The following is a 16,161-nucleotide window of genomic DNA, read 5'->3' as shown; positions in this document are numbered from 1 at the left end:
CATGGCCTGATTCGCCCTTGTGCATTCAAGGCAGGCCCATGGAAAACGTTCAGGCAAAATCCACCTGCGCACTATGGCTGATGATCAGCGTGGTGCTCGTCGCCCTCAATTTGCGTCCGTCGATGGCGGCCGTGGGGCCGTTATTGGCGTCGATTCGTGCGGATGTGCCGCTAAGTTTCAGCAGCGCCGCCTTACTGACCATGTTGCCAGTCATGGCCATGGGCCTGGCGATGTTCTTTGGCATGGGCCTGGCCAAGCGCGTGGGCGAGCATCGCAGCATTGTGGTGTCGTTGCTGGTGATTGGGCTGGCGACTGTGTCGCGGTTGTTCCTGGATTCGGCACTGGAGCTGATCGCGAGTGCCATTGCGGCGGGTGTCGGCATTGCGCTGATCCAGGCGTTGATGCCGGCGCTGATCAAGTCGCGTTTCAGCGCCAATGTTTCGTTATTCATGGGCCTGTATGTCACCGCGATCATGGGCGGCGCGGCCCTGGCTGCTTCGTTCTCGCCGTTGGTGCAAACCCAGACCGGCAGCTGGCGTATCGGCCTGGCGATCTGGGCACTGCTGGCGTTGTTGGCCCTGGTGTTCTGGTATGCGCAGCGTTCGGCCCTGCCGCCCTTACCCCACGCCGGTTCGGGCCCCCAGGAGGCTTTTTTCAGCAATCGCCGCGCCTGGTTGCTGGCGATCTTTTTTGGCCTCGGCACCGCGTCCTACACCTGTGTGCTGGCATGGCTGGCGCCGTACTACGTCGAGCAGGGTTGGAGTGAACAAAATGCCGGTTTGCTGCTGGGTTTCTTGACTGCCATGGAAGTGATCTCCGGCCTGGTCACACCGGCCATCGCCAACCGCCGCCAGGATAAACGCGGCGTGGTGGCGGTGCTGCTGGTGCTGATCATCCTGGGTTTCTGCGGCCTAATCCTCAGCCCGCAACATTGGAGCCTGTTGTGGCCCTGCCTGCTAGGCCTGGGGATTGGCGGCCTGTTCCCGATGAGCCTGATCCTGTCCCTGGACCACCTCGACAACCCGCGCCGTGCCGGTGGCCTTACCGCGTTTGTGCAGGGCATCGGTTATCTGATCGCCGGCCTGTCGCCGCTGATCGCCGGCATGATCCGCGACCAGTTGGGCAGCTTCGAATGGGCCTGGTGGTCATTGATGGCTGTGAGCGGGCTGATGCTGCTGATCGTCATGCGTTTCAACCCGACGCATTACGCACGCCATATCCGCTGACGTCGTATTAAAAACATTTTTTGTCCCACCCAAAACATTGAAAGGTCCTACAGAGCTTTCTATTGGTACGAGCGTTCCGTTAACATTTTGCTCAGTCTTGTACTGAGTTCGGTACAAAGGGTTTACGGACGAAACCGATGCTAAACAGTAACTTGCTCAGAAAGCTCGATATGCAGGATTTGATGGTGTTTATCGCCGTCTACGACCAGAGCAGCGTTACCGAGGTGTCTGAAACGCTGTTCGTCAGCCAGTCCACCGTGAGCTATAGCCTGAAGAAGCTGCGCACCAGCTTTGAAGATGAGCTGTTTATCAACACCCGCGCAGGCATGCGTCCTACGTACAAGGCCACCACCATGTACGAGCATGTGCAGAAGATTCTGGAAAGCATCAACCTGTGCCATGCCGGTGGCCAGGCTTTTGATCCGACCCAACAGGCCGTGACCTTCAATGTGTGTGCGCCGGAATATTTCGAGCAGCTGATTCTGCCGCGCCTGTTGAAGCGTTTCGACCATGCAGACCTGCCGGTGATCGTCAACGTGCAGAAGCTGGAAACCGACATCCCCGCCGACGACCTGCGTGAGGGTCGCCTGGACCTGGTGATCTGTTTCGGCCCGCACTTTCACCGCGCTCACAAAGACTTCAAGACCCAGATGCTGTTGGAGGACGACTTGGTCTGCGTGTGCGACCAACGCTCAGCGCCGAGGGAACAGGCGTTCAGCCTGCAGTCCTTCGTTGAGCGGCGCCACGTATTCCCCACACCCTGGACCTCCGACACCAACATGATCGACGGCTGGCTTGCGCGCCAGGCGCGCAAGCGTCAGGTGATTGCACGGGCCAACAGCTACAGCGCGGCATTGAAGATGATTGCCGGCACCGACTTCATCGTCACCCTGCCCCGCCGCGTGCAAAAGTTACTGGCACCGGCGCCGGCATTCGGTGTTTGCGAAGCACCTAACGGTTTGCCGGGGTTCACCCTGGATATGCAGTGGAACGAAACCAGTGGGCAGGACAGCGCCAATACCTGGTTTCGGGAGCAAGTGGTGAAGGTGTGTGCGGATCAGGGCCTTTTGTAATTGGATGGCGATGGTGGAAGTCAGCCGATGGCGATTTTGCTGTAGGAATCGCGATCAATATCCAGCAGCTCGACACTCAGTTGTACCTGCACACCTTCGGGCCACGGGCCCAGGTCCTGAAGCACCGCCAGCAGGCTTTCTGATAGCTGCTTCTTGATCTGCGGTGAACGCCCGCTCAATAACGCCAGACGCACCGCGACAAAACCGCGCTCACCCAGGCCAGTGCCGACCCGAAATCGCTCGACCGCCACCGCACGGCTCTTGATGTCGAACTCGGCGCCGAACTGACCGGAGGCCACCAACGCATGGTTAAGGCGCAACAGGGCCTTGTCGATGTCCAGTTGCGTCAGGTTGGCGGTGTGTTCCAAGTGCAGGTGCGGCATGCTTTTCTCCGAGTTTTTTGTAGGAAGATGCCAAGCTATATACCACGGAAAAACACCTCAAGCCTTGGCCACCAGCCCTCTATCACTCATGAATGCCTCCAGCCGCGAGCGCATCCAGCGCTCCGCCGGGTCGGTGTCGACATGGCTGAGCCACACCATCGACAAATCCAGAGTCGGGGTTTCGAACGGGAACGGCTCGCAGAACAGGTTCCCGCTGGCAGCCATGGCCTGGGCGGTGTAATCGGGCAGGCTGGCGATCATGTCGGTGCCGGCAAGCAAGGCCGGCAACGAGCTGTATTGCGGCACCGAGAGCACTACATGGCGTTTGCGGCCCACCTCGGCCAGCCACTCATCGGCAAACCCGGCGACGTTGGCGGTGTGGGACACCAGCACATGGGGCCGTGCGCAATATTCGTCGAGGGTCAGCGGTGTGTCCGAGGCATCGGCGCGCAGCAGGCACGGGCGGATGTGCCGCAACAGCTTACGCTTGGCATTGGCCGGCAGCCCGCGGGTCTGGGTGATGCCGACGGTAATATCGCCGGAAGCCAACAGGTCCGGAATGCGCCAGTAATCCACATGCTGCACCACAAACACCACCTGCGGCGCCTCCTGGCGCAAGGCGCGCAGCAAGGGTGGCAGCAGGCCGAACTCCACGTCATCGGACAGGCCGATGCGGAAAGTCATGGTGCTGATGGACGGGTCGAAATCATGGGTCAGGCTCAGGGCCGAAGACAGCGAGTCCAGGGCTGGCGACAGGTGCTGGATGATCTCCTCGGCGCGCGCCGTAGGCTCCATGCGATGGCCGACACGAATAAACAGTGGGTCGTTGAACAGGGTACGCAGGCGGTTGAGGGCCGAGCTGATGGTCGGTTGGCCGAGAAACAGCTTCTCCGCCACCCGCGTCACATTGCGCTCGAGCATCAGTGCTTCGAAGACCACCATCAAGTTGATGTCGGCCTTGCGTAATTCATTGCGATTCATCGGCGCCTGCCCCTTTGCCCAAGACAAGCGGCAGTTTAGGAAGGCTGCGGGGCTGCGTCTATGTGCGCACTGTTCAATAAACGGGTTTGGGACTATAAATCAGGTCTTGAAGGTTGCAGGTACCCCCTTGTGCTGGTCATTTTCGCCTTAAGCGTCCTGCTCAGCGGGGCTTTGCTCTGGGCCATCAAATTCATTGTGCACCCCACAGCCAGGACACTGCTGCGCGCATTTGTCGGCTTGTGCCTGGCGGCGGTGCTGGTTTACCTGGTGCTGGCTTCCGGATTCCCCACTTCGTTGCTGGTGTGAGACGCTTCCTGGCCCTGGCGCAGGCGTAAAGCCGACAACGCAGCCACCACCAACACCACGGTAATGACTTTCAAGCCGTTCATGGCATTGCCCGTGCTCATCTCAATGGCGCCCATCACCGACGGCCCGACAAAGCCGCCCAACAACCCGCACGCATTCACAAACCCCAGCCCTCCCGCCAAGGCCACGCCTTTAAGGCGCGAGGCCGGGTAGAGAAACACGATCGACTGCACCACAAAAAACATCACTGCAGACAGGCAAAAACCCAACAGGCTGAACACCGGCCCCGTCACCGACGCAATGCCCAGCCCCAATGCCATGGTCAGCAACCCAGTGACCAGCAGCCGGCGGCAACGCCCGGGCGTGGTCGCAAAACGCGGGATCAATACCGCACCCAGTGCCGCCGCGATCCACGGCAACGAGGTCAGCAGGCCGACACTCATGGTGCTCAACTCGCCGTATTTGCTGATGATGCTCGGCAAGAAAAAGATCACGGTGTAGAGGGTGATCTGATGGCAAAAATACACAAAGATCGCCAGCAGGATTTGCGGCGTCAGCCAGTTTTTCAACGCATGGCCGCCCGCCCCCGCACCTTCCTCGGTTTCCTGGGCGATACGCTGTTCAATACCGCGTGCTTCTTCGGCCGACAGCCACGGCGCCTTGCTCGGACGGTCCGGCAACTTGCGCCACACCACCCAGGCAAACGCCACGGCGGGCAGGCCTTCGAGTAGGAACATCCACTGCCAGCCGTGCCAGCCGAGCATACCGTCCATACGCATCAAAGCCGCGCCCACAGGGCCATCGATGATGTTGGCAAAGCACACGCCCAGCAGGAAATACCCGGTGGCGCGCGCCCGCTGTTCGCGGTTGAACCAGTAGGTCAGGTACAGCATGACACCGGGAAATAAACCGGCTTCGGCAATACCCAGCAGCAGGCGCAATACGTAGAACGACGTTTCGCCCTGCACAAACGCCATCGCCGCAGAGATCAGGCCCCAGGTCACCATGATGCGGGCGATCCAGAACCGCGCTCCAACCTTGTGCATGATCAGGTTGCTGGGGATTTCTGACAGTGCATAGGTCAGGAAAAACAGTCCGGCGCCCAACCCGTAGGCGGCGGCAGAAATACCCAGGTCGACGTCCAGGTGATGCTTGGCCAGGGCGATGTTGGTGCGATCCAGAAAGCTCAGAATGTAGGCAATGATCAACAGTGGCATCAACTTGGCAAACATCAGTCTGTTGAGGGCCTGCGGTTCACGGGGTGAACCGGTCTTGACGTGCTTGGGCACTTCGATACGCATGGTGTGATCCCCTTATTGTTGTTGTGCGGGAATGTCGGCCACGTCATGACGCGGCCTTTTTGTCGATAAATAAACGGGATCAGAAATTGACCTGGTCACGCCCCTTGAGCCCGAGGATTTCCCGCGCTTCATCGGGCGTGGCGACGCGGTGGCCGAGAGCCTCGATCACCGTGCGAATGCGCCGTACCTGGTCGGCATTCGAAGCCGCCAGCTTGCCCGGCCCGTCCCACAACGAATCCTCCAGGCCCACCCGTGCGTTGCTGCCCATGGACAGGCCCATGGTCGCCAGCGGGATCTGCCCACGCCCGGCACCGAGGATCGACCACACGTAGTCATCGCCAAACAGGCGGTCAGCAGTGCGCCGCATGTGCGCCAGGTCTTCCGGGTGCCCACCGATGCCGCCACGCAGACCAAACACCGACTGGATAAACAGTGGTGGTTTGAGCAGGCCGCGTTCCAGGAAATGCGCGGCGGTGTAGAGGTGGCCGATGTCGTAGCACTCGATTTCAAAGCGGGTGCGGTTATCGGCACAGGCATTGAGGATGTGGGCAATGTCGCGGAAGGTGTTGCGAAAGATCCGGTCGTCGCTCTCTTCCAGATACGGGCGTTCCCAATCGTGCTGGAACTCGGTAAAGCGGTTGAGCATTTCGTACAGCCCGAAATTCATCGACCCCATGTTCAACGAGGCCAATTCCGGCTTGAACTGCATCACCGGTTGCAGGCGCTCCTCCACGCCCATAGTCGGCGCGCCGCCGGTGGTGATGTTGATCACCACGTCACTGGCCGCCTTGATCTGCGGCAAAAATTCGGCGAACAGCGCCGGGTCCTGGCTAGGGCGCCCATCAATCGGGTCACGGGCATGCAAGTGCACAATGGCCGCGCCAGCTTGGGCGGCGCCGATGGCTGCGTCGGCGATTTGCTGCGCGGTGATGGGCAAATGCGGTGACATCGACGGCGTATGAATGGCGCCGGTAACAGCACAGGTAATGATGACAGGGCGATTTTTGGGCATGACGATTCTCCGACTTTTATTCTTATGAAAAAAATCCTGGGTGCAGCGCGATATGTGCTTGCGTGGCTTACAGGTACTCGACGTTACCGTCGACACTGATCGCCTGGCCGGTCACGTTGCGTGCGGCGGGCGAACAGAGGAACAAGGCCATGGCAGCCACGTCTTCGGCGGTGACCATGCGCTTGAGGGAGATCTTGTTGAGGTATTCCTGGCGCATCTGAGCTTCGGGCACGCCGAGTTGCTCAGCGCGGGCGCGGATCACACCGTCCATGCGCGGGCCTTCGACAATGCCGGGCAGCAAGGCGTTGACGCGGATGTCGCTCTCGCCCAACTCCGAAGCCAAGGATTTCATCAGGCCGACAATGGCCCATTTGGTCGCCGCATAGGGCGTACGCCACGCGTAGCCTAGCCGCCCCGCCACCGAGGCGATATGCAGCAAATGGCCGTGGGACGATTCCTTGAGCAGCGGTACTGCGTGGTGGGCAAAGCGGTATTGGGCCGTGAGATTGATGTTGATGGTGGCTTGCCACTCGGCGTCGCTGATGGTGTCGATACCTCCCGTAGGCCCCGCAATTCCGGCATTGTTGACCAACACGTCCAAACCGCCGAACTGCTCGCGCTGCACCTTGAATACCGCCTCGACCTGCGCGGCATCGCTGACATCGGCGCGGGTCGCGACGCTGCCAGGGTATTTATCCCGAAACGCCGCCAGCGCCGGCTCGCTCACATCACACACATGCACTTGGGCGCCGGCTTCCATATAGGCCGCGGCCAACACTTCACCAATGCCGGCAGCCCCGCCGGAAATCAACACACGTAACCCAGGATAAGGCTGTAGCCGTTGTAGGACACTCATGCACGTTTACCTCCTGATACAGACGACCGCGCACGGTCGTTTTTGACGAGCAAGCGCGCCAGGGAATCGGCGGCCTGCATGATGTCGTCGGTCACCGCTGCCCGCGCGCCGGCGCCATCGCGGGCAGCCAGGGCTTCAACGATGCGCGTATGCGCTTCCATCGAACGTTGCAGGTGGGCTTTATCGGGGGCGACCAGGGCAAAACACGGCCCCATGTGCAGCCAGAAATTCTCCACCGCTGCCATGGTCAATTCGGCCTGGGCCACTGCATAAATGCGACGGTGAAAGGCGAAGTTGGTCCACAGGTAGCGGGATACGTCGACCTCATCGGCGGCCTGTTGCATCTGGTTGCACAGATCGGTGATTTCGTCGAGGTCGTGTTTTTGCAGGAGCAGCACGGCTTTTTCCGCCAGCAAGCCTTCAAGGGCTACCCGCGTGTCGCGAATTTCACGCAAGCGTTCGGCGGTCATCAAACGCACTCGCAGGCGGGAAGTTTCGGTGACTTCAAAGGCGTTTTCGGCGCTCAGGCGTTGCAACGCTTCACGTACCGGCATGGGGCTGGAGCCGAGCGCTTCGGCGAGGCCACGGATGGTGAGTTTCTGGCCAGGCTGGAAACGGCCACTCATCAGCGCTTCGCGGATCTGGCGGTAGACCTGGTCTTGCAGGGTATCGCGGGACACCTGACGCAAGGTGGGCAGGAGGAGCGGACCATCGGTCATGAGGCAAAACCTGTGTTGTGGTTGTTATGGCCTCAATATGTGATCACAAATCAAATATGTCAAATGATCTCCCGCCAATGAGCGTGAGCACATAGACATGTGGGAGCGGGCCTGGCCGCGATGCAGTGGGTCAGTCACACATTGGTTGACTGACACACCGCCATCGCGGGCAAGCCCGCTCCCACAATTTGACCGCGTTTGACCTGTTACTCAGGGTTTGAGCGGACGCTCCTGGTCACGCTCGGAAAGCTCGGTGCCGTCGTCCGGATGCTTCCAGGTTTGCGGCTTTTCTTCTTCAGGCTTCTGCCGATGCTCTTCACGCTCCGGCTCGTGGTGCTGCTTCTGTTCGTTCCCCATAAAGGTCTGCGCCCATAAGAATTGGATACAGCTTCAAGCATAGAACACAGCAGGCTGTTTTGAAGCCGGCCCAGATTGATAGCAAATACGCATCAATTCATCCAAATTAGTCACTTATCATTTCTAAATGTGTCAGCCACTATCCCAAGTCTTAAGCGAAACAAGCACTTTAAAAAGAACGCTGGAGACACAAAACCATGACGACCCCTTCCCGGCCTGCGGCTGCCCCCTCCAAAGTAGGCGCTGTATTGCGCGTTACTTCGGGCAACTTCCTCGAACAGTTCGACTTCTTTCTGTTCGGTTTCTATGCCACCTATATCGCTGCCGCGTTCTTCCCGGCCGCTAATGAGTTTGCGTCATTAATGATGACCTTCGCCGTGTTCGGCGCTGGCTTCCTTATGCGTCCATTGGGCGCGATCATTCTGGGTGCCTACATCGACGACGTGGGCCGTCGCAAAGGCTTGATCGTGACCTTGTCGATCATGGCCAGCGGTACGCTGCTGATCGTACTGGTGCCCAGTTATCAGACCATCGGCCTATGGGCACCGTTTCTGGTGCTGTTGGGGCGCCTCCTGCAAGGCTTCTCGGCCGGCGCGGAGCTGGGTGGCGTGTCGGTGTACCTGTCCGAAATGGCTACGCCGGGCCGTAAAGGCTTCTACACCAGCTGGCAGTCGGGCAGCCAACAGATCTCCATCGTCGTCGCCGCGGCCCTGGGTTATGGCCTGAACGTGTGGATGGAACCTGCGGTGGTGGCCGATTGGGGCTGGCGTATTCCGTTTGCCGTCGGTTGCGTGATCATTCCGTTTATCTTCGTGTTGCGTCGCAACCTGCAGGAAACCGAAGAGTTCGCCAACCGCAAGCATCGCCCGACCATGCGTGAAGTGATGGCGACCCTGGTGAAGAACTGGACCGTGGTCATCGGCGGCATGCTGATGGTGGCCATGACCACCACCGCGTTCTACCTGATCACTGTGTACGCACCGACCTTCGGCAAAACCGTGTTGCACCTGAGCACCTCGGACGCCCTGCTGGTGACCTTGCTGGTCGCGATTTCGAACTTCTTCTGGCTGCCAATCGGCGGCACGTTAAGCGACCGCTTCGGCCGCAAACCGGTGCTGATTGCCATGACAGTGCTGACTGTCCTTACGGCTTATCCGGCATTGTCCTACGTGGTCAACGCACCAAGCTTTGCGCACATGCTGGAAACCCTGCTGTGGTTCTCGTTCCTGTATGGCATGTATAACGGCGCGATGATCCCGGCGTTGACTGAAATCATGCCGGTGGAAGTGCGTGTGGCGGGTTTTTCCCTGGCCTACAGCCTGGCGACAGCAGTGTTCGGTGGCTTTACCCCGGCGATCTCCACCTGGTTCATTCACATCACTGAAGACAAGGCTTCACCTGCGTATTGGATGATCTTTGCCGCGCTGTGTGCATTGTGTTCGACCCTGGCGTTGTATCGCCGCGCCAATACCCGTGGCCAAGTCCTGCAGGAGGCCGCGCAATGAAGCCGCTGTTCAAGACCCTCACCGCTGTCGTCCTCGGCACCCTGGCGCTGGCCGCCCAGGCTGAGCAACTCAAAGTCATGACCTCGGGCGGCTTCACCGCCGCGTATAAGTTGCTCGGCCCGCAATACGCCAAGCAAAGTGGTGACACCCTCGAGACCATTCTTGGCCCGTCCATGGGCAAGGCGCCGGAAGCGATTCCCAACCGCCTGGCCCGTGGCGAGCACGCCGATGTGGTGATCATGGTCGGCTATGCCCTGGACGAATTGATCAAACAAGGCAAAGTCGACCCCGCCTCCCGCGTGGAATTGGCGGACTCGCGGATCGGCCTGGTGGTGAAGGAAGGTGCGGCCAAACCTTCGATCAATACCGACGCCGAGCTCAAGGCTGTGCTGAGCCAAGCCAAGTCGGTGGCCTATTCGGATAGCGCCAGCGGCGTGTATGTCGAGAAGCAATTGTTCAAGAAACTCGGCATGCCGGCCAAGGGCACCATGATCGAACGCGTGCCGGTGGGCGAGCAGGTGGCCAAGGGCGATTACGAGGTCGGCTTGCAACAAGTGGCGGAGCTGTTGCCAGTCAAGGGTGTAACGTTTGTGGGCAAGATCCCGGAAGACGTGCAGTCGGTGACGCGCTTTGCCGCGGGCATTCCGGTAAACGCCGAACACCCGGAGCAGGCCAAGGCGCTGTTGCAGTTCATGGCATCGCCCGAGGCCCAGCCAGAGGTGCAATCCACCGGCCTGGACTCGGTGTCACGCTGACCGGAACGGCATCTCCCGCACCAACCGCTCCAACTCCAGCGCCGCCGGTGGCAATGTCCGCCCGCGGCGCTTGATCAAGCCCACATTGCGCAGCACCTGGGGCTCCACCAGCGGCACACTGACCAGAATCGGGTGAGTGTGCGCCGGCATCGCAATCGACGGCACCATCGCTACGCCCAACCCTGCCTCCACCAGCCCGATCATCGTGGTCACGTGGTGCGTCTCGCAGATACTCGGCTTTTTCACCCGCACCCCTCGCAGGGCCTGGTCGAGCAGGAAGCGGTTGCCCGACGTCTTATCCACCTCGATGTAGTCATGCTCATAGGCCTCGGTCCAGCTCACGCTGTCACGCTCAGCCAACGGGTGGTCACGCCGACACGCCAACACATAGCGCTCCTGCAACAGCAACTCGAATTCCACCTCATCGGCCAGGCTGCCGCTGAAACTCACACCAAAGTCCGCCTCGCCGCTGGCCACCGCATTGCACACCTCGCCGGCACTGGCATCCAACACCCGCAGGCGAATCTTCGGGTACAGCTTATGGAATTCGGAGATCACGTGGGGCATGAAGTAGTACGCGGTAGACGGCACGCAGGCGATGGTGACGTTGCCCATGCGTGTGGACGCGACGTTGCTGATGCCCATCAAGGCGATGTCCAGATCATCGAGCATTCGCTCCACCTGGGGCAAAAACGCACGCCCGACCATGGTCAGGCTGACCCGCCGCGTGGTGCGTTCGAACAGCTTTACATCCAGCGCGGATTCGAGCTTTTCGATACGCCGGCTGAGGGCCGGTTGCGAGATACGGATGGCCTCGGCAGCGCCACGAAAACTGCCCTTGTCCACCACGGCGCGGAAGGCTTGGAGGTCGTTGAGGTCGAAGTTGATGATCACGGGAGGCTGGCCAAAGGTGGTCGAGGTGACAAGCATTATCGTATGGGAGCCGGTGGGACGCCATGTATGCCGAGACGGTTTGCCGAGATCATCCTGTTACACATATGAAGTCATACATATCAGCAAGTTATCGGCCGCCTGCGGCCACGCGATCGCCAAAACGGGTCAATACTTGGGGCCTGACCTACACAACTGGAGACGTAGCAACTCATGGAAACCTACCCCTTCTGGATGGACGACGAGTCGCCGGGCATCGGCATCGATCAGTTGCTTCTTGCATCGCGCCAATGGTCGAGTAGGATTGAATCCTACTCAACCCTGGCGGATAACCCCATGCGCTCAACCCAGCAAATGAGCATCACCTTGCCCCTTGAAATGGCTGCCATGGTCAAAGCCAAGGTGGCTGCTGGCGAATATGCCAGCGAAAGTGAAGTGATTCGCGATGGCCTGCGGGCGTTGCTGGCGCGTGATCGTGCCATGGAAGATTGGCTCAGAGACGAAGTCATCCCAGCAGCGACCGCCCTTGAGGCGAAGCCTGAGCTTGGGTTATCGCCAGAACAGGTCCGCGAACATATGGCCGCCAGACGACGGGGCAAAGGCACAGGGCAAGCGTGAGCTACTCGGTAGTTTTTTCGCCCGAGGTCTTGGCGCAGCTCTATGCCCTCGAAGACTACATCAGCGATGTGGGCTCCCCTCTTGTAGCGGTGCGTTTTATCGACAATCTTGTCAGCTACTGCGAAAGCCTTGCCCTGTTTCCCTTGCGCGGCATGCACCGTGACAACCTGCTGAAAGACTTGCGCATCACTCACTATCGTCGCAGCACCATTATTGCGTTCAGGGTGAAGCCTGACTTCAAAACGGTATCGATAGTGGGGGTGTTTTACGGCGGGCAAGACTACACGGCGTTGTTGCATGCAGATGAGAACGAACACCCGACAAGGGCTGAAAAGCCTGCTGAAAACTGATCAGCAGGCTTTTAGCGTTCAATCACCCTTTAGCGAAGGGCCTGATAGCGCGTTCCACGCCGTTGGTGCACCGAAAAACGCCTGGGCATTACTGTCCAACGTTTCCAAGTGATACCCGCCTTCCTGCACGATCACGCAGGGTAACCCCAGCGCGCGGATGCGGGCTCCCAACCGCGCAAAGCCTTCCCGCGTCACCGCGACTTTGCTTTGTGGGTCCAGCTCGTAGATATCGAAGCCCAGTGACAACACCAGCACATCCGCCGAAAAGTCCTTCACCGCTGCCAGGGCCTGCTCCAGCTTTTCGAAGAACACCGCTTCGCTGGCACCATGGGGCATCGGCAGGTTGAGGTTATACCCCTCGCCGGCGCCACCGCCTTTTTCCTCGGCAAAGCCTGCCACGCCAGGATAGAAGTTGGTCGGGTCGCCGTGGATCGACACATACAGCACGTCGTCGCGGTCGTAGAAAATTTCCTGGATGCCTTGGCCGTGATGCATATCGGCATCGAGCACGGCGACACGCTGGAAACCTTGGCGCAGTGCTTGCGCAGCCACGGCCGCATTGTTGATGTAACAGAAGCCACCGGCCGCGTCGAAGCGGGCGTGATGGCCCGGGGGCCGGCACAAGGCGTAGGCGGCAGGGGCGCCATCGAGGATGTCTCCCGCTGCGGCGATGGCGCTTTGGGCTGACCAATAAGCCGAGCGCCAGGTCAACTCACCGATGGGGCAACTGCCATCGGCCAGGTAGCGTGCCGCCTGGGCCAGGATGCCGCGCAAGGCATTGGGTTCACGCACGAAGATGTTGGACATGACTTCGTCGCCCCAGTCTTCGGGGATTTCTTTCCAGCGCTGGTGAGCTTCTTGAAGAAAAGCCAGGTAGTCGCCGCCGTGCACGGCGAGCAACGGATCCAGACCGTAGTCGGCCGGTTGCTGGATATCGAAGCCCAGGGTTTGCGCAGCCAGCAACAGGTTGCGCGCGCGCTCGGGAACCTCCTGGGGCGTGCGCATCTGGCCGCGGGAGTAGTAACTACGTGGGTGATGCAGGAGTTGTTCGGGGTGAAAAAACGTCTTCATGAGTTGCTCCTGGATAAACACAGAACCTGTGGGAGCTGGCTTGCCTGCGATAGCGGTGAATCAGGCAGTACATTGTTCTCTGACAGTCCGCTATCGCAGGCAAGCCAGCTCCCACAGGGGTGCGGCGTCGGCCTTTAGAAATGAACATGCCCGGCGCGTTTCAAGACGGCGTTAAGCAATACATCGGTGCCCTGGCGCACATCGTCGGGCAAGACATCTTCGGCTTCGTTGTGGCTGAGGCCGCCAACGCAGGGGATGAAGATCATGGCGGTGGGACAATAGCGCGCCAGGTGAATCGCATCGTGGCCGGCACCGCTGACGATGGTCTGCTGGCTGTAGCCCAAGCCGTCCACCGCAGCCTGCACGCAAGCCACGCATTCGGCGTCGAACGGCGTGGCCGGGCTGATCCAGTGAGGCGTGATGGTGACGCTCAGGCCACGGTGGTCAGCGATAGCCTGCAGGCGTGCACGCACTTGCTGCTCCATGGCGTCGATGTCGGCGTCGCGGTGATGGCGCAGGTCGACGGTAAAATTGAGCAAGCCAGGAATGGTGTTGCGCGACGACTTGGCGATGCTCAGTTCACCCACAGTGGTGAGACCCTGCGGGGCAAAATCGGCAGCGAGGTTTTCCAGGGCCTGGATCATTTTCGCCGCGCCGTACAGCGCATCTTTGCGCAACGGCATCGGCGTGGTGCCAGCGTGCGCGGCCATGCCTTCGACCCGCACATCGAGCCAGCGAATCGCTTGACCACCGGTGACTACGCCGATGCTGTTGGCGTTGTCTTCCAGGATCGGGCCTTGCTCGATATGCGCCTCGAAATACGCATCTACTGCGCCACCCAACGGGCGCTCACCGTTGTAGCCGATGGTGCGCAACGCCTCGTTCACGCTGATACCGTCTACATCGGCGGTTGCCAGTGCCTTGTCCAGGGCGAGCGTGCCGGTGAACACCGCCGAGCCCAGCATGGCCGGGGTGAAACGGGCGCCCTCCTCGTTGGTCCACACTGCAATTTCCAATGGCTTGCGTGTCTGGATGCCGTGGTCGTCAAGGCTGCGGATCACCTCCAGGCCAGCCAACACGCCGTACACCCCATCGAAGCGTCCACCTTCGGGCTGGGTATCCAGGTGGCTGCCCATCATCACAGGGGCTGCGTCCTTATCGGTGCCGCCGCGGCGGGCGAACAGGTTGCCAATAGCGTCCACGCTCAACGTCAGGCCAGCGGCTGTACACCAGTGGCTGAACAGCTCACGACCGGCCTTGTCTTCAGCGCTCAATGCCAGACGGCAGCTGCCACCGCGTGCCGTCGCGCCGATCTCGGCCATGTCCATCAGGCTATGCCACAGGCGCTCGCCATTAATCTTCAACATTACTGACTCCCTCAACTGTGTGCCATTTCCAGACGGTGAGCCGTGGCGTGGCGGCGGGACAAGGCCAGCACGCACACCAACGAGACCGCCGCGATCACGCTGTAAAACACTGCCATCGGCCACCATTGGCCAAGGTATTGATGAGCCAGCCAGGTGCCGATCAGCGGCGTCAAACCACCGGCCAACGCGCCGCATACCTGGTAGGCGAGGGAAATCGCGGTGTAGCGCACACGGGTTTCAAACAGGCCGCTGACAAAACCTGCGATGACGGCGTAGAACGACGCCATGCACACCACCGCCAAGGCAATGCCGAGGATGATCAAGGGCGCCTGGCCGCTGCTGACCAAGACGAACATCGGATACGGCGAAGCCATTGCCAGTACACACATGGCGCACAGGAACCGCGTAGCGCCGACCTTCTCCGCCACCCAGGCGGCCAATGGCTGAACGCAGAACTGGATAATGGCAACGAAGAACAGGCATTCCAGGATCAGCGATCGCGGTAGGTCCAATTGCTGAGTGCTGTAGGCAATCATGAAGGTGTTAGTGAAATACACGCCGGCAATCCCCAACGTATTGGCGCCAATGCACAGCAATAGCGGGCGCCAAGCGGTCTTCAGCACTTCGAGGACGGGGGCTTGGTCCTTTTTAATAGCACGGGCCTTTTCCGCCAGGGCCTTGTCTTCAAGGAACTCCGGCGACTCGTTCACACCCAGGCGAATCGCCAGGCCGACCACTAGCAGTAAGGCGCTGGCCAGGAACGGCAGGCGCCAGCCCCAACTGAGCAGGTCTTCTTCCGGCAGACGAGTGACGGCGCTGAACGCCAGCAAGGACAGAATCAAACCGGCCGGGCTGCCCAACTGCGCGAAAGATGCAAAGAAGTTACGTCGCCCCTTTGGCGCATGTTCCCCGGCCATCAACACCGCCCCACCCCACTCGCCGCCGACCGCAATGCCCTGCACCACTCGCAACAGTATCAGCAGCACTGGCGCGGCAGCGCCGATCTGCGCATAGGTCGGTAACAGGCCGATGCACACCGTCACCACGCCCATCATCACGAGGGTAATCACCAGGGACTTCTTGCGCCCGATGCGGTCGCCGATATGGCCAAACACGATGCCGCCCAACGGCCGTGCGAAAAAGCCCACGGCGAAGGTGCCGAAGGCGGCCATGGTGCTGAACAGTCTATCGTCGGAAGGGAAGAACAGCTGACCGAACACCAGCGCGGCGGCGGTGGCATAGATGTAAAAGTCGTACCACTCGATCATGGTGCCGATAAAGGCGGCGGCCGCGGCACGGCGAGGCTGCGGCGAAGCGGAAGGCTTCATGGGGCTGGCTCCTTTGGTTATTTTTTTGGCAGGAGAAGATCAAACCAGTGCGCTCTGGTGGC

The 16,161-nt window shown here is 60.2% G+C and carries 17 protein-coding genes; 6 read left to right on the top strand and 11 right to left on the bottom strand.

What is annotated here, in order from left to right:
- Window positions 1-38: 38 nt before the first annotated feature.
- Both GH769_RS04050 and GH769_RS04045 read left to right on the top strand, forming a co-directional pair.
- The gene (locus GH769_RS04050) at window positions 39-1,226 is read left to right on the top strand and encodes a cyanate transporter (protein WP_032903165.1); all 1,188 of its coding nucleotides are present in this window, start codon (window positions 39-41) and stop codon (window positions 1,224-1,226) included.
- A 137-nt stretch (window positions 1,227-1,363) separates the two neighbouring features.
- The gene (locus GH769_RS04045) at window positions 1,364-2,299 is read left to right on the top strand and encodes a LysR family transcriptional regulator (protein ID WP_014717464.1); all 936 of its coding nucleotides are present in this window, start codon (window positions 1,364-1,366) and stop codon (window positions 2,297-2,299) included.
- 20 nt (window positions 2,300-2,319) lie between these two features.
- Here GH769_RS04045 and GH769_RS04040 read toward each other — a convergent pair whose 3' ends face one another.
- The 7 genes from GH769_RS04040 to GH769_RS28785 all read right to left on the bottom strand — a co-directional run bounded on the left by GH769_RS04040 (window position 2,320) and on the right by GH769_RS28785 (window position 8,214).
- Complete coding sequence (locus tag GH769_RS04040) at window positions 2,320-2,682, bottom strand: 5-carboxymethyl-2-hydroxymuconate Delta-isomerase (protein ID WP_014717463.1); 363 nt, start codon at window positions 2,680-2,682, stop codon at window positions 2,320-2,322.
- Between the two features lie 57 nt (window positions 2,683-2,739).
- Window positions 2,740-3,663, bottom strand: a complete 924-nt coding sequence (locus tag GH769_RS04035; protein WP_014717462.1) for a LysR substrate-binding domain-containing protein — start codon at window positions 3,661-3,663, stop codon at window positions 2,740-2,742.
- 260 nt (window positions 3,664-3,923) lie between these two features.
- Complete coding sequence (locus tag GH769_RS04030) at window positions 3,924-5,270, bottom strand: MFS transporter (protein ID WP_032903166.1); 1,347 nt, start codon at window positions 5,268-5,270, stop codon at window positions 3,924-3,926.
- 79 nt (window positions 5,271-5,349) lie between these two features.
- Window positions 5,350-6,282 (bottom strand): 3-keto-5-aminohexanoate cleavage protein, encoded by a 933-nt coding sequence (locus GH769_RS04025; protein WP_019818448.1) that lies wholly within the window; start codon window positions 6,280-6,282, stop codon window positions 5,350-5,352.
- A gap of 67 nt (window positions 6,283-6,349) precedes the next feature.
- On the bottom strand, window positions 6,350-7,138 hold the full coding sequence (locus GH769_RS04020) for an SDR family oxidoreductase (protein ID WP_014717459.1): 789 nt from the start codon (window positions 7,136-7,138) through the stop codon (window positions 6,350-6,352).
- Window positions 7,135-7,857 (bottom strand): GntR family transcriptional regulator, encoded by a 723-nt coding sequence (locus GH769_RS04015; RefSeq protein ID WP_032903167.1) that lies wholly within the window; start codon window positions 7,855-7,857, stop codon window positions 7,135-7,137. Before GH769_RS04015 ends, GH769_RS04020 begins: the two co-directional genes overlap by 4 nt.
- Window positions 7,858-8,067: 210 nt before the next feature.
- Window positions 8,068-8,214 carry a hypothetical protein gene (locus GH769_RS28785; RefSeq protein WP_014717457.1) on the bottom strand — a complete coding sequence of 49 codons (147 nt, stop codon included), beginning with the start codon at window positions 8,212-8,214 and terminating at the stop codon, window positions 8,068-8,070.
- Window positions 8,215-8,411: 197 nt separating this feature from the next.
- On the opposite strand from GH769_RS28785, the gene GH769_RS04010 reads away from it, so the two are divergent.
- Together GH769_RS04010 and GH769_RS04005 are read left to right on the top strand one after the other, a co-directional pair.
- Window positions 8,412-9,719: an MFS transporter gene (locus GH769_RS04010; protein WP_014717456.1), complete on the top strand. Its 1,308-nt coding sequence runs from the start codon at window positions 8,412-8,414 to the stop codon at window positions 9,717-9,719.
- The gene (locus GH769_RS04005; protein WP_032903168.1) at window positions 9,716-10,474 is read left to right on the top strand and encodes a substrate-binding domain-containing protein; all 759 of its coding nucleotides are present in this window, start codon (window positions 9,716-9,718) and stop codon (window positions 10,472-10,474) included. The genes GH769_RS04010 and GH769_RS04005 overlap by 4 nt, the downstream gene beginning before the upstream one ends.
- Here the strand turns inward: GH769_RS04005 and GH769_RS04000 are convergent.
- Entirely contained in the window at window positions 10,466-11,368 is a 903-nt protein-coding gene (locus GH769_RS04000) for a LysR family transcriptional regulator (protein ID WP_020301045.1), read from the bottom strand. The genes GH769_RS04005 and GH769_RS04000 overlap by 9 nt on opposite strands.
- A gap of 210 nt (window positions 11,369-11,578) precedes the next feature.
- Here GH769_RS04000 and GH769_RS03995 point away from each other — a divergent pair, with 210 nt between their 5' ends.
- Together GH769_RS03995 and GH769_RS03990 are read left to right on the top strand one after the other, a co-directional pair.
- Window positions 11,579-11,983 carry a type II toxin-antitoxin system ParD family antitoxin gene (locus GH769_RS03995; RefSeq protein WP_014717453.1) on the top strand — a complete coding sequence of 135 codons (405 nt, stop codon included), beginning with the start codon at window positions 11,579-11,581 and terminating at the stop codon, window positions 11,981-11,983.
- The gene (locus GH769_RS03990; RefSeq protein ID WP_032903169.1) at window positions 11,980-12,333 is read left to right on the top strand and encodes a type II toxin-antitoxin system RelE/ParE family toxin; all 354 of its coding nucleotides are present in this window, start codon (window positions 11,980-11,982) and stop codon (window positions 12,331-12,333) included. Before GH769_RS03995 ends, GH769_RS03990 begins: the two co-directional genes overlap by 4 nt.
- Window positions 12,334-12,351: 18 nt before the next feature.
- Here the strand turns inward: GH769_RS03990 and GH769_RS03985 are convergent, their stop codons facing one another.
- From GH769_RS03985 to GH769_RS03975, 3 genes are all read right to left on the bottom strand, one after another.
- Window positions 12,352-13,404 (bottom strand): histone deacetylase family protein, encoded by a 1,053-nt coding sequence (locus GH769_RS03985; protein ID WP_019818455.1) that lies wholly within the window; start codon window positions 13,402-13,404, stop codon window positions 12,352-12,354.
- 134 nt (window positions 13,405-13,538) lie between these two features.
- Window positions 13,539-14,771 (bottom strand): Zn-dependent hydrolase, encoded by a 1,233-nt coding sequence (locus tag GH769_RS03980; protein WP_019818457.1) that lies wholly within the window; start codon window positions 14,769-14,771, stop codon window positions 13,539-13,541.
- An 11-nt stretch (window positions 14,772-14,782) separates the two neighbouring features.
- The gene (locus tag GH769_RS03975) at window positions 14,783-16,099 is read right to left on the bottom strand and encodes an MFS transporter (protein ID WP_032903170.1); all 1,317 of its coding nucleotides are present in this window, start codon (window positions 16,097-16,099) and stop codon (window positions 14,783-14,785) included.
- Window positions 16,100-16,161 lie beyond the last annotated feature (62 nt).

It is taken from the genome of Pseudomonas sp. CFSAN084952 (genome assembly GCF_009648855.1).
GTDB lineage: Bacteria > Pseudomonadota > Gammaproteobacteria > Pseudomonadales > Pseudomonadaceae > Aquipseudomonas > Aquipseudomonas paracarnis.
The sequence above is the reverse complement of the archived record's forward strand: the minus strand, read 5'-3'. Positions and strand labels throughout refer to the sequence as shown.